The 15,369-nt window shown below is 73.1% G+C and carries 11 protein-coding genes and 1 pseudogene; 7 read left to right on the top strand and 5 right to left on the bottom strand.

The genetic code is table 11. The features are described from left to right. Positions 1-79: 79 nt before the first annotated feature. Positions 80-1,480: an MFS transporter gene (locus tag ACH4LD_RS09170; RefSeq protein ID WP_398055553.1), complete on the bottom strand. Its 1,401-nt coding sequence runs from the start codon at positions 1,478-1,480 to the stop codon at positions 80-82. A gap of 267 nt (positions 1,481-1,747) precedes the next feature. On the opposite strand from ACH4LD_RS09170, the gene ACH4LD_RS09165 reads away from it, so the two are divergent. Next, positions 1,748-2,674, top strand: coding sequence for a DUF3027 domain-containing protein (locus tag ACH4LD_RS09165; protein ID WP_398055552.1), 927 nt, complete (start codon positions 1,748-1,750; stop codon positions 2,672-2,674). A gap of 122 nt (positions 2,675-2,796) precedes the next feature. Here ACH4LD_RS09165 and ACH4LD_RS09160 read toward each other — a convergent pair. Further along, positions 2,797-3,039, bottom strand: a pseudogene (locus tag ACH4LD_RS09160) (ATP-binding protein); the annotation flags it as partial. Positions 3,040-3,204: 165 nt separating this feature from the next. On the opposite strand from ACH4LD_RS09160, the gene ACH4LD_RS09155 reads away from it, so the two are divergent. Continuing rightward, positions 3,205-4,050 carry a helix-turn-helix domain-containing protein gene (locus tag ACH4LD_RS09155; RefSeq protein ID WP_398055551.1) on the top strand — a complete coding sequence of 282 codons (846 nt, stop codon included), beginning with the start codon at positions 3,205-3,207 and terminating at the stop codon, positions 4,048-4,050. After that, positions 4,047-4,241: a DUF397 domain-containing protein gene (locus ACH4LD_RS09150; RefSeq protein ID WP_398055550.1), complete on the top strand. Its 195-nt coding sequence runs from the start codon at positions 4,047-4,049 to the stop codon at positions 4,239-4,241. Before ACH4LD_RS09155 ends, ACH4LD_RS09150 begins: the two co-directional genes overlap by 4 nt. 10 nt (positions 4,242-4,251) lie before the next feature. Here the strand turns inward: ACH4LD_RS09150 and ACH4LD_RS09145 are convergent, their stop codons facing one another. Next, entirely contained in the window at positions 4,252-5,877 is a 1,626-nt protein-coding gene (locus tag ACH4LD_RS09145) for an alkaline phosphatase D family protein (RefSeq protein ID WP_398055549.1), read from the bottom strand. A gap of 147 nt (positions 5,878-6,024) precedes the next feature. Between ACH4LD_RS09145 and ppk2 the strand changes: the two genes are divergently transcribed. Further along, a complete protein-coding gene (gene ppk2, locus ACH4LD_RS09140; RefSeq protein WP_398055548.1) occupies positions 6,025-7,044 on the top strand; it encodes a polyphosphate kinase 2 in 1,020 nt (339 codons plus the stop codon). 15 nt (positions 7,045-7,059) lie between these two features. After that, positions 7,060-8,022, top strand: coding sequence for a YihY/virulence factor BrkB family protein (locus ACH4LD_RS09135; protein ID WP_398055547.1), 963 nt, complete (start codon positions 7,060-7,062; stop codon positions 8,020-8,022). 16 nt (positions 8,023-8,038) lie between these two features. On the opposite strand, the gene ACH4LD_RS09130 is transcribed toward ACH4LD_RS09135, so the two are convergent. Further along, complete coding sequence (locus ACH4LD_RS09130) at positions 8,039-8,530, bottom strand: hemerythrin domain-containing protein (RefSeq protein WP_103809778.1); 492 nt, start codon at positions 8,528-8,530, stop codon at positions 8,039-8,041. A gap of 137 nt (positions 8,531-8,667) precedes the next feature. Here ACH4LD_RS09130 and ACH4LD_RS09125 point away from each other — a divergent pair, with 137 nt between their 5' ends. Further along, positions 8,668-11,796, top strand: coding sequence for a sacsin N-terminal ATP-binding-like domain-containing protein (locus ACH4LD_RS09125; protein WP_398055546.1), 3,129 nt, complete (start codon positions 8,668-8,670; stop codon positions 11,794-11,796). 361 nt (positions 11,797-12,157) lie between these two features. Further along, positions 12,158-12,940 carry a hypothetical protein gene (locus ACH4LD_RS09120; RefSeq protein ID WP_398055545.1) on the top strand — a complete coding sequence of 261 codons (783 nt, stop codon included), beginning with the start codon at positions 12,158-12,160 and terminating at the stop codon, positions 12,938-12,940. 16 nt (positions 12,941-12,956) lie between these two features. Here ACH4LD_RS09120 and ACH4LD_RS09115 read toward each other — a convergent pair whose 3' ends face one another. Then, positions 12,957-15,353, bottom strand: coding sequence for an HAD-IC family P-type ATPase (locus ACH4LD_RS09115; RefSeq protein WP_398055544.1), 2,397 nt, complete (start codon positions 15,351-15,353; stop codon positions 12,957-12,959). Between the last annotated feature and the right edge of the window lie 16 nt (positions 15,354-15,369).

Genomic DNA, 15,369 nt, shown 5'->3' with positions numbered 1-15,369 from the left:
GGCGCCCCGAGCCGTCCGCCCACGTGGGGTACGGCGTGCCCGGTTCGTTACGCCACGCGTGCCCGCGCCCCCCACGGCCTCACGCCACCCGGGTATGGGCCCGGCCGCCGTGCCGGGCCGAGGCGAGCAGCCCCTTGAGCGTGCTCAGCCAGCCGGTGGCCACGAACGCGGCGCCCACCAGCAGCCCGACCGTGCCGTTGAGCGGCATCACGATGCCGACCGCGCCGCCGAACACCCACGCCATCTGGAGCAGCGTCTCCGAGCGCGCGAACGCCGAGGTGCGTACCAGCTCGGGCACGTCCCGCTGGATCAGCGCGTCCAGCGCCAGCTTGGCCAGCGCCTGCGCGAACCCGGCGACCGCGGCCAGACAGGCCACCAGGAACGCCCCGAAGAAGAGGGCCGCGACGACCGCCGTACCGAGCACCACCGCGGCCACGGTCACGATGATGATCTCCGGCGCCCGGGAGCGGAGCCAGGCCCCCACGGCCGTGCCGAGGGCGTTGCCCGCGCCGGCCGCGACGCCCACTATCCCCAACGACACCGCCGCGCTCTCCCCGGTCAGCGGGTGCTCGCGCAGCAGGAAGGCGAGGAAGAAGATCAGGAAGCCGGACAGACAGCGCAGGGCGGCGTTGGCGCCGAGCGCGTGCGTGACGGCCGGCCCGACCGTCCGCAGCCCCGGCCGCTTCACCTGCCCCCGGTGCGGCCCGCGCAGATGCTGCTCGTCGGCCGCGAGCAGCGCCACGTCCTCGCCCTTGGCCGAGTCCACCTTGGGCGGCAGGGAGAAGGACAGGAACGTACCGGCGACGAAGATCACGAAGGCGCCGTAGAGCGGCCACGGATCGCCGAGGGCGTGCAGCCCCGCCGCGACCGGCGCGGCGGCACCGGTGGCCAGCAGCCCGGCGAGGGTCACCCGGGAGTTGGCCTTCACGAGCGAGAACCGCGGCGGCAGCAGCCGCGGTACGACGGCACTGCGGACCACTCCGTACGCCTTGGACGCCACCAGCACGCCCAGCGCGGCCGGGTACAGCTCCAGGCTGCCGCTCGCCACCGCCCCCGAGATGATCAGCGAGAGCAGCGCCCGCGCCAGCATCGCCCCGGCCATCGCGGCCCGCCGCCCGTGCGGCAGCCGGTCCAGGAGGGGGCCGATCACGGGCGCGAGGACCGTGAAGGGCGCCATGGTGATGGCGAGGTAGAGGGCGACCCGGCCGCGCGCCTCGTCGGTGGGCACCGAGAAGAACACCGTGGACGCGAGCGCCACGGTGACCATCACGTCCCCCGCGCCGTTCACCGCGTGCAACTCGATCAGCTTGCCCAGACCCGACTCGCCCGCTCCGTGCGCGTGCGTGACCCTGCGGATGCCCCGGGCCGCACCGGTCACGGGAAGGTGCAGGGCACGGCCGACCGAGCGGACGGCCGTGCCCACCCGGCCCGAACCGCCGCCCCGACCATTCGTCCTGTCCGCGGCTGCCACGACGTTCATAGTGCCCCGAGATACGGCCGGATAGTGCGGATCGTTCGGGTGTGGCGGCACACGGCCCCGGTCGGCGCAGGCAGAGGGGCGGGTGGGAATATGCACGAATCCCGTCCGGTGTAGCGTGCCTATCTCAGCCATAACGCAGAATGGATGGCAGAGGTGCGCCCAGGCGCGCGGATGCAGACGTCGATGCGGTCCCCAGGTCCGCTCCGTCGGCGAAACCGCCGGAGGCAGCCGCACTCGACGAGACGGCGTAGGAGAGAAGCGATACCTGTGAGCGCAGCGACAACGCGAAGCCGCACCCCCGACCGCCTGTGCGCCGAGGCCGTCGACCTCGCCCGCGCCGCCGCCGAGGAGGCCGCCGCGCCCGGCGTGGTCGGCGAGCACGCCGGCCTGGTGTCGGAGGGCGACCGCGTTGTCACGCACTTCTTCGCGTGCAAGGAGCTGGGCTACCGCGGCTGGCGCTGGGCGGTGACGGTGGCCCGCGCCTCCCGCGCCAAGGTCGTCACGCTCGACGAGGTCGTCCTCCTCCCCGGCCCCGACGCCCTCCTCGCCCCCGAGTGGGTCCCGTGGAGCGAACGCCTGCGCCCCGGCGACCTCGGCCCCGGCGACCTGCTCCCCACCGACCAGGACGACCTGCGCCTGGAGCCCGGCTACACGGGCGAGGAGGAGCCGCCGCCGAACTCGGTGGTCTCCGAGGAGATGCGGGAACTGGCGGAGGCCGAGGATGCCGACGTCACCCCCGGCACCCCCGCCGTTCAGCCGACGACCCCCTCGCGCGGCACCATCGCGTCCGTGGCCGAGGAACTGGGCCTGCGCCGTGCGCGCGTCCTGTCCCGCTACGGCCTGCACACCGCCGCCGACCGCTGGGAGGAGGCCTTCGGCCCGAAGACCGCGATGGCCCAGGCGGCCCCCGCCTCCTGTGTGAGCTGCGGCTTCCTCGCCCCCATCGGCGGCTCCCTCGGCCAGGCCTTCGGCGTCTGCGCCAACGAGTTCTCCCCGGCGGACGGCCGCGTGGTCTCCCTCGCCTACGGCTGCGGCGGCCACTCGGAGGCGGCGGTCATGCCGAAGCCCCCGCAGCCGTCCCCGCCGGTCGTCGACGAGACCCGGGTCGACCCCTTCCCGCTCCGCCCGGCCCGCGACTCCGGTTCGGTCCCGGAGACCGGCGACGACGAGACGGCGGAGCTCGGCCACTCCTGACCCTTCACCCGTACCTCGGCCCACACCGTCTTGCGCGGCGCGGGCCCGGGCGCCGTACCCCAGCGCTCCGCCAGCGCCTCCACCAGCAGCAGCCCCCGCCCGCCGTCGGCGTCCGGTGCGGGGTGCATGAGCTCGGGCAGCCGGTCACCGCGCGTGTCGGTCACCTCGACACGGAGCGTGTCCCCGACGGCGTACATCGTCAGCCGGAAGTCCCGGCCGGCCACCCGGCCGTGGTCGGCCGCGTTGGCGGCCAGCTCGGCCACGATCAGCTCCGCGGGGTCCAACGGCAGCCCCCAGGAGCGCAGTTGCTCCCTGGCGAGCAGTCGGGCGAGACGGGCCCCGCGTGGCGTGGAGGACAGCCGCACCGTGAAGTTGGGGATGGGGGTGGAGATGTGGGTGGAGATTTCCTGGTTCACATCACTCAGAGTGGCGGCAGATGCTACCCCTGAACAGTGACGAAGCGGTTGCGTAGGGTCACTGTCCGGCGCGTGTCCGGTGGTGTCCGGGCATGTCGAGAAGGGGGTGCCGCGGTGAGCGAGGAAGAGGAGCCGGGCTGGGAGGTCGAGCCGGACGACGAGTGGGGCGTCGCCGTCATCGCCACCGTGGGCCGCCAACTGAGGCTGCGCCGGGAAGCGGTGGCCCTGCGCGCCGCCGACTTCGCCAGGGCCGTGGGCTACAGCGAGGACATGGTCTACAAGGTGGAGTCGGGCAAGCGGATTCCGCGGCCGGAGTACCTCGACAAGGCGGACAAGGTCCTGGACGCGGGTGGGTTGCTCGCGGCGATGAAGGAGGACGTGGAGAAGGTCCGGTATCCGAAGAAGGTTCGGGCTTTGGCGGAGGTGGAGGCGAAGGCGGTGGAAATCGGGGTGTACGTCTGCAACAGCATCAACGGCTTGCTGCAGACGCCCGAGCATGCACGCGTCGCCTTCGAGTCACGGCAGCCTCCTTACTCGCAGGGCGAGGTGGAGCGCCTGGTGGCCGCACGCATGGCCCGACAGTCCATCTTCGAGCGGGACCCGGCGCCTGCCCTCAGTTTCGTGCTGGAAGAGGCTTTGGTGCGACGCCCCCTCGGCGGGAGAATGGTGTGGCGACGCCAGCTTGAACGGCTCCTGGAAGTGGGGCACTTGCGCAACGTCTCACTCCAGGTCATGCCGATGCACAGCGAAGTTCATCCCGGACTGGATGGCAGGATCGAGGTACTGAAGTTCGCGGACGGCACGGCAACGGGCCGCTCAGACGGCGCCTTCAGCGGTCGCCTGGTCTCTGATCTGAGGCAGGTCCGCGTCCTGGAACTGCGGTATGGCACGATCCGGGCTCAGGCTCTCCCCCCGAGGGAGTCGTTGGCCTTCATCGAGCAACTGCTGGGAGAGACATGATCCGTTGGTTCAAGAGCAGCTACAGCGATGGCAACGAAGGCGACTCCTGCGTCGAAGTCGGCCTGGACTGGGCCGCCACCCCCACCCCCGCCACCATCCACATCCGCGACTCCAAGCAGGACAACGGCCCGCTCCTCACCGTCGCCCCCTCCACCTGGACGGAGTTCGTCTCCTACGCCGCCCGGGGCTGAACGCGGTGCACTAGCCGGTGAGGCTCGCCTCGTGGACCGTGTCGAGGCTCGCCTCCTTGCCGGTGCGTTCCAGGCGCAGGTGGGCCGAGCGGCCGTGCAGCGTCAGCGTCATGAGCTGGTTGCCGAACCACGGCCCGCCCCGCTTGCGCCACCGTACCGGCGGCCTGGGGGTGCGGCCGTGCCGGGCGAGGAGGCGGCCCAGCGCGCGGGCCGGCGCGCTCCAGCCGACGCGGAAGCCGATCCGCATGGCCGCCGGTACGGAGTTGTGCACGGGTGAGCAGGTGAGCTGGACGACGGGGACGCCGAGGTCGCCGGAGCGCCAGGTCGCTTCGGCGACGTAACCGTGGTGCACGTCCCCGGAGAGCACGCACACGCTCGCCGGGGCGCCCGGTGCCGCCGCGGCCTCGGCTATGAGGCCGGCGAGGTCGGCGAAGGAGCGGGGGAAGGCCGCCCAGTGCTCCAGGTCGGCCCCGCGCCGCAGCCACTCGCCGAAGCGGGCCCACCGGGCGCCGCGTTCTCCGGCGCACAGGGCCGCGTCCCAGCCCTCGGCGTCGTGCACCAGGTGCGGCAGCAGCCAGGGCAGGGAGGTGCCGATCAGGAGGTGGTCGTAGGCACCCTCGTCGGCCAGGACCTGTTCGCGCAGCCAGTCGGCCTCGGCCGGGTCGAGCATGGCGCGGTGGTCCTCGTCGAGGACGCGCGCGGCCCGGGAGTCGACCATCACCACCCGGACCCGGCCGAAGTCGCGCCGGTAGCTGAAGCGGACCGAGGCGGAGTCGGCGTCGGCCTGTTCGGCCAGGGCGCGCAGTGCCTTCGTACCGTCCGGGGTGGCGCGGACGGTGGCCCAGGTGGGGTCGTCGGTCAGTTCCGCGGGGGAGAGGTTGCCGAGGTGCTGGTGGACCCAGTACGACATCAGGCCGCTGATGAGACGTTCCTGCCACCAGTCGGTGGCGCGCATGTCGGCGAGCCAGGAGGCGGAGGTGTTCCAGTCGTCCACGATGTCGTGGTCGTCGAAGATCATGAAGCTGGGCACGGTGGACAGCAGCCAGCGGACCTCGGGGTCGAGCCAGGACTCGTAGTAGAGGTGGCAGTACTCCTCGTAGTCGGCGACCTGGCCGCCGGGCGGCTCGTCCAGGTCCCGGCGGCCGGCCAGCCAGCGCCGGGTCTCCTCGGAGGTCTCGTCCGCGTATATCTGGTCGCCCAGGAGCAGCAGGACGTCGGGGCGCTCGGTGTCGGGGTCGGTAGCCAGGCGGACGGCCAGGGTGTCGAGGGCGTCGGGGCCCACCCGGTCCTTGCCGTCCGCCGGGGGCGCGGCCCAGCGGCACGACCCGAAGGTGACGCGGACGGCGTCGCCGGCGCCGGGCGTGCGGATGACGGAGGGCGGGAAGCGGGAGTCGGGCAGCGGCCACACCGGGGCCTCGTCCAGGAACACCTCGTAGGAGGGGGAGGTGCCCGGTTCCAGTCCGGTCACCGTGACCAGCGCGTAGTGGTGCCCGGCCACCTGGAAGGTGGCGGCCGTGCCGCCCGCGCCGTCGGAACAGCGCACCCGCGCGGTGCAGGGCTCGCTCGCCTCGACCCACACGGTCGCGCGGGAGCCGTCGGTGTACCGCAGCAGCGGTCCCAGACGCAGTTCGGCCACGTGATCGCCTTCCTGTCTCATCCGTACGGAATCGAACGACCCCAGCGACGGTACAGCGGCGGTGCGGGCGTCTGGGACCCGTCTGCGCGGGCACGTGTGAGGAGAACCGGGCGGGGCGGCCCCGGCGAGAGGTGAGGCGGAGGTGTCGTGGCCGAGCACGAGCAGGCGACGGAGCCGGGGGAGACCCACGGCGCGGTGCGCGAGGACGACCTGCTGCGGGGGTTCGCGGTGGACGACCGGCAGCCGGAGCGGCCGGTGCTGCTGGACGCCGGCGGCCGGCCGGTCGAGACCTGGCGGGAGAACCACCCCTACGACCACCGGATCGGCCGGCGCGAGTACGAGCGGACCAAGCGGATCCTCCAGATCGAACTGCTCAAGCTCCAGCGCTGGGTGAAGGACACGGGGCAGCGGATCGTCGTGGTGTGCGAGGGGCGGGACGCGGCCGGCAAGGGCGGCACCATCAAGCGGTTCACCGAGCGGCTGAACCCCCGGGGCGCCCGCGTGGTGGCGCTGGACAAGCCGACCGAACGGGAGGCGGGGCAGTGGTACTTCCAGCGGTACGTCACGCACCTGCCGGCCCGCGGGGAGATGGTCTTCTTCGACCGTTCCTGGTACAACCGGGCCGGCGTCGAGCGGGTCATGGGATTCTGCACGGAAGCCGAACACCGGCAGTTCCTGCGGCAGGCCCCGCTGTTCGAGCGGCTGCTCACCGACGACGGCATCCTGCTGGTGAAGTTCTGGTTCTCGGTGTCCCGGGCCGAGCAGCGGACCCGGTTCGCGATCCGGCAGGTCGACCCGGTGCGCCGCTGGAAGCTGTCCCCGACCGACCTCGCCTCCCTCGACCGCTGGGACGACTACACCACGGCCAAGGTCGACATGTTCCGGGCGACCGACACCGCGCACGCGCCCTGGACGGTCGTGAAGAACAACGACAAGCGGCGGGGCCGGCTGGAGGCGATGCGCAGCCTCCTGGACCGCTTCGACTACCCGGCCAAGGACCACGCGGCGGTCGGCACCCCCGACCCGCTGATCGTCGGTGCGGCGGACACCCTGCTCGAACCGGGTGAGGAACCCACGGCCCTGTCGCCGACCCCGCTGGCCGGGCCGGGCGGCGGCCCCGGGAACCACCCGGACCCCGCGGTGACGGCCGGCCGCGGCCACAGGTGAGGAGGGACCCGGACCATGGGAACGGTGGTGCACGTCCCGCAGACCCGGGACATGATCGGGGACGAGCTCTCCGGCGACGAGGCCTTCACCGCGCTGCGGCGCTACGGCGGCGCGAGACTGCTGTTCGACGCCTTCTCCCGGTTCCGCTACGCCGACGGGTTCACCAACGCCCGCGCCCTCGGCTTCCAGATCGTGCTGGGCATGGTGCCCTTCACCATCGCGCTCGTCGGCCTCGCCACGGCCGCGCACACGGAGAGCGTGGGGCGGATCATCGAGCTGACCCTGGGCAGGATCGTGCCGGGCGCCAGCGCCGACGTGGTCCGCGAGGCGCTGCGCGGCACCCGCCGTACCGCCGGCTCCGACGCGTGGAGCACCGTCGCGCTGTGCCTGGGACTTGCCTTCTCCGTCCTCAACCTCGCCTCCGCCATGGGCCAGGTGGAGCGGGGCGCCAACCGGATCTACGGCATCGAACGGGACCGGCCCTTCCCGCGGAAGTACGGCAGGGCCGTGCTGCTCGCCTTCGCCGCCGGCGTGCCCATGGTCCTGGGGTTCCTGGTGCTGGTCGCCGGCGGGGCCGTGAGCGCGGCGACGACCGAGGCGCTGGGCACCTCCCGGCCGCCCTCGTGGTGGGGCGCCCTGGAGGTGCCCGTGGGAACGGTCCTCGCCTGGATCGCCTCCGCCGTCATCTTCCGCTGGTCGCCGCGCCGGGACCAGCCCGGGTACACCTGGCTGGCGTTCGGTTCCGCCGTCCACCTGGTGCTGTGGGTCACCGCGACCTGGCTGCTGACCCTCTACGTCTCCCGCAGCGGCTCCTTCGGCGCCGTGTACGGGCCGCTCACCGCCTTCGTGGCCCTGCTGCTGTGGGCCAACCTGACCGGGATCGCCCTGTTCCTGGGCATCGCGTTCGCCGCGCAGCTCGAAGCGGCCCGCGCCGGCCTGGGCCGGGCCGTGGAACCGGACCCCGGCCCGGGCCCCTGAGGCACCGGTGCGTCCGTCAGGACCCCACGATCCGGCGCACGTTGTCGACCGAGCCGCACCCGGCCTTCAGCTGGTGCTCGCGCTCCTCCAGGAACGCCGCGCCCAGCTCCTCCCGCCGCTCCATCGCCACGTTCTCGCGCGCCCCGTTGAGGATGGTGCGCTCCTCCTCGTCGGCGTGGTGGGTGACGGCCTCCACCAGCTCCTCCAGCTTCTCGTCCCACTCCTCGGAGCCGACCTCGTCGACCTCCAGGAGGGCCAGCAGGGCCTGGTTGCCCTCGTCGTGCTCGTGCTCGCCGTGCTCGACCTCTTCGTCGTCGATGTTCTTGTACCGCTTCAGGGCGGGATAGACCTTGGCCTCCTCGGCCAGCGCGTGCGCGATCAACAGATCAGCGAACTCCTCCAGCGCGGCCGCGCGGTCGGCCTCCACACTGCGCATGAGGCGGAACAGCTCCTCCATGCGCCGGTGGTCCTGGAGGATCAGCTCGACGACATCCCGGGTCTCGGCCATGGGACGGACACCACTTTCGTACGTACGGCACTACCGTGCCAACGGATGGGTCCCTACCGCCTACCCTCACCGTCCGTGTTGATGGCCTCCCCGCTCCGCGCTGTACCTTCGTCCTCACGTCGTAGAGGAGAGTCAACGTGAGCAAGTTCGTCCGGCCTGCGGCCGAGGGCGCCGACCCCTTCGGCACCGCCCGTCTGCGTCGCGGTGTCCTCGACGCCTGGGCGACCAGCCCCGCCCGGTTCCGGGAGGACGCCAACGCCGAGGAGGATCTGGTCCTCGGGGGGTACCGGGACCGGCTCGTCGTCGAGCTGGCCCAGAACGCCGCCGACGCCGCCGCGCGGGCGCACGTGCCGGGGCGGCTGCGGCTCACCCTCCGCGACGGCGTGCTCGTGGCCGCCAACACCGGGGCCCCGCTGGACGCGGCCGGTGTCGAGTCGCTGTCCACGCTGCGGGCCTCCGCGAAGCGGGACGCCGAGGCGACGTCCGGTGCCGTCGGCCGGTTCGGGGTCGGCTTCGCCGCCGTGCTCGCCGTCACCGACGAACCGGCGATCGTGGGGCGGCACGGGGGCGTGCGGTGGTCCCTCGCCGAGGCCAGGGAGCTCGCCGCCGACACCGCACGGCACAGTCCCGGGCTGGGGGACGAGGTGCGGCGGCGGGACGGGCACGTGCCCCTGCTGCGGCTGCCCTTCGCCGCCGAGGGCACCGCTCCGGAGCCGTACGACACCGCCGTCATCCTGCCGCTGCGGGACGCCGCCGCCGCCGATCTCGCCGAGCGGCTGCTCGACGGCATCGACGACGCCCTGCTCCTCGCCCTGCCCGGGCTGGCGGAGGTCGTCGTCGAGGTCGACGGCGAGACGCCCCGGACGCTCAGCCGGCGTACCGACGGTCCCTTCACCATCGTGGAGGACTCCCGCGACGGCATCACCAACTGGCGTACGGCCACGGCGAACGGGGCGCTCACGCCCGACCTCCTCGCCGACCGGCCGGTCGAGGAGCGGCTGCGCCCGCACTGGTCGGTGACGTGGGCCGTGCCCGTCGACGCCTACGGCGCCCCGGTGCGGCCCCGTACCAGTCCGGTCGTGCACGCGCCGACGCCGAGCGACGAGCCCCTCGGCGTGCCAGCCCTGCTCATCGCCTCCTTCCCCCTCGACACCACCCGCCGGCACGCGGCGCCCGGCCCGCTCACCGACTTCCTGGTGGAGCGCGCCGCCGACGCCTACGCCGAACTGCTCGCCGCCTGGCGGCCGGTGCTGGCCGGGATCATCGACCTCGTGCCGGGACCGCTCGGCAAGGGCGCGCTGGACGGGGCGCTGCGGCAGGCCGTGCTGGACCGGCTGCCGCGCACCGCGTTCCTGCCCCCGGCCGTCGAGGCGAAGGGCGACGACGAGCTGCCTCAGGCGCTGCGGCCCCGCGACGCCGAGATCGTGGAGGGCGCCGGCGCCGACACCGTGCGGGTGCTCGCCGAGGTGCTGCCCACCCTGCTCCCGGCGGGGCTGGAGCGGCGCGCCGAGCTGCGCACCCTCGGGGTGGCCCGGCTGCCGCTCGCCGACGCCGTCGACCGGCTCGCCGGGCTGGAGAAGGAGCCGGAGTGGTGGTGGCGGCTGTACGACAGCCTCGCCGGGGTCGACCCCGAGCGGCTGTCGGGCCTGCCGGTACCGCTGGCCGACGGCAGGACGACGATCGGGCCCCGGCAGGTGCTGCTGCCCACGCCGGACGCCGCCCGGATCGATGCGGACGTGCTGGGCCGGCTCGGGCTGAAGGTGGCCCACGGGGACGCCGCGCACCCGCTGCTGGAGAAGCTCGGCGCGCTGCCCGCGACCCCGCGCGCGGTGCTGACGACCCCGCAGGTGCGGGCAGCCGTCGCGGGCTCGCTGGAGGAGGACGGCGCCCTCGGCTGGGAGGAGGACGCGCCGGACGCCGAGGAGCTGGCCGACACGGTCCTCGCACTGGTGCGGGACGCGGGGCTCGAACCGGGGGACGAGCCCTGGCTGGGCGCCCTCGCGCTGCCCGACGAGGACGGGGAACTCGCGCCCGCCGGTGAGCTGGTGTTCCCCGGCAGCCCCTTCGCCCGGGTCATCCGGGAGGGTGAACTGGCCGCCGTGGACGCCGACCTGGCGGAGAAGTGGGGGGAGCAGCCGCTCGCCGCGTGCGGGGTGCTCGCCGACTTCGCGCTCGTGCGGGCCACGGACGTCGTCCTCGACCCGGACGAGCTGGAGCCCCGGGAGGGCGACTACGCCGAGCCCGACGACGCCGGTCTGCTGGACGCCGTGGACGTGTGGTGCGAGGACATCCTCGACCGGTTCCCGGACAGCCCGGTGCCGCCGGTCGCCACCGAACTCGTCGCCGTCCGCGACCTGGACCTGGTGGACGACGACCACTGGCCCGAGGCGCTCACCCTGCTGGCCCGGCCGCCGCTGCGGGACGCCCTCATCGAGCCCGTGCGCATCCTGCTGCCCGACGGCACCCACGAGGCCGTACGGCCGTACACCGCGTGGTGGCTGCGCGGGCACCCGGTGCTCGACGGCCGGCGCCCGGCCGGGCTGCTCGCGGCCGGCGGGGACCCGCTGCTGCGCGGGCTGTACGACGAGGCCGACGCCACCGGGTTCGAGGACGAGCAGGTGCTGCGGGCGCTCGGCGTGCGCACCTCCGTCGGCGCGCTGCTGGACGAGCCCGGTGGCGCCGCCGAGCTGCTGGACCGCCTCGCCGACCCGGAGCGGCCCGTCACCGCCGCCCAACTGCACGGGCTGTACAGCGCGCTGGCGGAGCTGGACCCCGAGCAGGTGACCCTGCCGGACGAGCTGCGGGCCGTGGTCGACGGGCGCGTGGAGGTCGTGGACGCCGGGTCGGCCGTCGTGGTCGACTCACCTGACCTGCTGCCGTTCACCTCGGGTGTGCCGCTGCTGCCGGTCCGGCCGGCGCGGGCCGCCGAGCTGGCCGAGCTGTTCCAGGTGCGGCGGCTGAGCGAGTCCGTCACCGGCGAGGTGCACTCCGAGGGCACCGAGCACGACGTGCCGGACGCGGTGCGCGTCCTGCTCGGGCCGCGTACGCCGGCCACCTATGTCGAGCACGACGAACTCGTCGTGGACGGCGTGGAGATCGACTGGCGGCTCACCGACGACGGCGTGCTGCACGCGGCCACCCTGGAGGGGGTCGCGGCGGGGCTGGCCTGGGCGGCGGGGCAGTGGCCCCGGCGGTTCGAGGTGGCCGCGCTGCTGGAGGACCCGTCGCGGACTCAGGAGCTGGCGCGGGACCGGTGGTTCGACTGACCCCGGCCGGTTCCGCCGGGGCCGGTCACCGCTGAAACACGCCCGCACACCTGGAGCCGACGACCACCGCCACGGTCGTCGGCTGCTACCGCTTCTCCTTCGCGGGCGGCCCGACCACCTCGGCGGTCAACGCCACCGGTGACTTCGTCGGCGTGCAGTAAGCGGCACGGTTCCCGCCCCGGGAGTGCCTGCCGTCGCTCCCGGGGCGGAACGTTCCTTCTCAGTTGTGTCATGCGCTGGTAATCCAAGGCCCAAATTCGGCCGGAACGAGGTCTTGCCGTACAACCGGGCGCCTGCCTCGCGGATCTGATCGCGTGAGTCGACCGACTCCACGATCACTTCTCCCTCCAGGGGAACGCACATGCGCATACGTGCCACCGTGGCCGCCGTCTCCGGCGCCCTGGCCCTCTCCGCCTTCGCCGTCCCGGCCGCACACGCGGCCACCGCGGCGCCGAACGTCACCTTCTCCAACGTGAAGGTCAACGGCGGCAAGGCGATCACCCTCGGGGCGACCTCCACGGTCAAGGTCAAGGCGACCTACACCGTGACCCACCCCACCACTGTCTCGATGTCCAACGTCCTGACCGGCCCGGTGCTCTACCGGGGCGCGTCGGCCAAGGACGCCGACACCCAGGTCATCAGCGACGACCCGGGCACCTGCACCACCGTGAACAGCACCACCGCGAACTGCACGGCCTACATCACCCTCCCCGCCGACGAGCTGTACAACTCGGACGCCGGCACCTGGAAGGAGGGCGGGCTCGCGGTCGACAAGAAGACCGGGGCCGAGAAGTGGCAGAACGACCTCGGCACCATCCCGGTGCGCCGCGCGGCCAAGCTCACCGCCGACGCCACCCCGGAGCCGGTCAAGAAGGGCAAGACCCTGACCGTCACCGGCAAGCTGACCCGCGCCGACTGGCAGCACGGCACCTACATCGGCTTCGGCGGCCAGTCCGTCAAGCTCCAGTTCCGCAAGGCGGGCAGCACCACCTACACCACCGTCAAGACCATCACCTCGTCCTCCACCGGTGCCCTGAAGACCACGGTGACGGCCGGCTCCGACGGCTACTACCGCTACAGCTTCGCCGGTACGTCCACCACGTCGGGGGTCACCTCCACGGCCGACTACGTCGACGTGCAGTAGCGGTACCAAACCGGACTCAGTCCGGGAAGCGGCGGCCGACCCACCTCCACAGGTACTCCAGGGCGGCCGCCGCCACCGCGGCCACGCCGACCGCCGTCCACGGCAAGGTCATCCCCACCAGCTTCAGCGCGAAGAAGCCCTGTAGCGAGGGCACGGCCAGGACCAGCAGGAAGGCCACGGCCATCGCGGCCACCAGCGCCACCCGCCACCAGGTGTAGGGGCGGGCGATGATCGCCAGGACCCACATCGAGATCAGGAACAGGGTCAGGGTGGCCGCGCTCGTCTCCGCGGCCAGGGCGCCGGGACCGGTGTAGTGGTGCCGCGCCAGCAGGTACGTGGCGAAGGTCGCGACGCCGGCCAGCACCCCGCCGGGGATCGCGTACCGCATCACCCGGCGCACGAAGTGCGGTCTCGCCCGCTCCGTGTTCGGGGCGAGGGCCAGGAAGAAGGCCGGGACGCCGATGGTGAGCGTGGACAGCAGGGTCAGGTGCCGGGGCAGGAACGGGTACTCCACCTGCCAGCACACCACCAGCACCGCCAGCAGCACCGAGTAGACCGTCTTCACCAGGAACAGCGTCGCCACGCGCGTGATGTTGCCGATCACCCGGCGGCCCTCGGCGACCACCGAGGGCAGGGCCGCGAAGCTGTTGTCCAGCAGCACGATCTGGGCCACCGCCCGCGTGGCCTCCGAACCGGAGCCCATGGCGACCCCGATGTCCGCGTCCTTCAGGGCCAGCACGTCGTTCACGCCGTCCCCGGTCATCGCGACCGTGTGCCCGCGCGACTGGAGCGCGCCCACCATGTCCCGCTTCTGCTGCGGGGTCACCCGCCCGAAGACCGTGCCCGCGTCCAGGGCCTTCGCCATCGCCGGCCGCTCGGCGGGCAGCCGCCGCGCGTCCACCGCCGTACCCTCCAGCCCCAGCTTCGCGGCGACCGCGCCGACCGAGACGGCGTTGTCACCCGAGATGACCTTGGCGCGGACGTCCTGCTCGGTGAAGTAGCGCAGGGTGTCGGAGGCGTCGGGCCGCAGCCGCTGTTCCAGGACGACCAGGGCGGTGGGGCGGGCGCCCCGGGCCGGCTCGGCGTCGTCCAGGTCGCGGTGCGCGCGGGCCAGCAGCAGCACGCGCAGGCCCTGCTCGTTCAGGCGCTCGGTCTCGGCCAGTGCCGGGTCGTCGGCGCCGAGGAGCACGTCCGGCGCGCCCAGCAGCCAGGTGCTGGTCTCGCCGTCGCCCTCGCTGAAGGCGGCCCCGCTGTACCTGCGGGTGGAGGAGAAGGGCAGCGACTCGACGCAGCGCCAGTCGTCGCTGTCCGGGTAGGCGTCGATGATCGCCTGGAGGGAGGCGTTGGGGCGCGGGTCGGACTCGCCGAGCGCGCCGAGCACCTTGCGTACGTACGTCTCGTCCGCCCCGTCCAGCGTCCGCAGCTCGGTGACGTCCATGCCACCCTCGGTGAGGGTGCCGGTCTTGTCCAGGCAGACGGTGTCGACGCGGGCCAGGCCCTCGATGGCCGGCAGCTCCTGCACGAGGCACTGCTTGCGGCCGAGCCGGATGACGCCGATCGCGAAGGCCACGGAGGTGAGCAGCACCAGCCCCTCGGGGACCATCGGCACGATCCCGCCGACCGTGCGGGCCACGGCGTCCTTCAGGTCGTCGTTCTTGACCACGAGCTGGGTGATGACGAGTCCGACGGCCGCCGGGACCATCATCCAGGTGACGTACTTCAGGATCGTGGAGATGCCGGAGCGCAGCTCGGAGTGGACGAGCGTGAACCGGGACGCCTCCTCGGCGAGCTGGGCGGCGTAGGCCTCGCGGCCGACCCTGGTGGCGGTGAAGGCGCCGCCGCCCGCGACCACGAAGCTCCCGGACAGCACCGGGTCACCGGGGCGTTTGACGACGGGATCGGCCTCGCCGGTGAGCAGCGATTCGTCGATCTCCAGCCCGTCCGCCTCGGCGCACACCCCGTCGACCACGACCTTGTCGCCGGGGCCGATCTCGATGAGGTCGTCCAGGACGATCTCATGGGTGGCCACCTCGGTCGCGACCCCGTCCCGCCGTACCGTCGGCCGGGCCTCCCCGATCACCGCGAGCGAGTCCAGGGTCTGTTTGGCCCGCCACTCCTGCACGATGCCGATGCCGGTGTTGGCGAGGATCACGAAGCCGAAGAGGCTGTCCTGGATCGGCGCCACGAACAGCGTGATCAGCCACAGGACGCCGATGATCGCGTTGAACCGGGTGAAGACGTTGGCCCGGACGATCTCCCCGAGCGACCGGCTGCTGCGCACCGGTATGTCGTTGACGAGGCCCCGGCCGACGCGGTCCGCGACCTCGGCACCGGTCAGGCCGGTCGCGGGGCGCCCCGGCAGGGCCACGGGACGCACGGGTTCGATGTCGGCGCCCGCGTCTATATGGCTCATGCAGTCGACGGTACGT

Origin of the sequence: Streptomyces sp. NPDC017676 (assembly GCF_044329325.1) — a bacterium.
Classification (GTDB): Bacteria; Actinomycetota; Actinomycetes; order Streptomycetales; family Streptomycetaceae; genus Streptomyces.
Note: the sequence above shows the minus strand (reverse complement) of the source record. Positions and strands in the feature narration are given on the sequence as shown.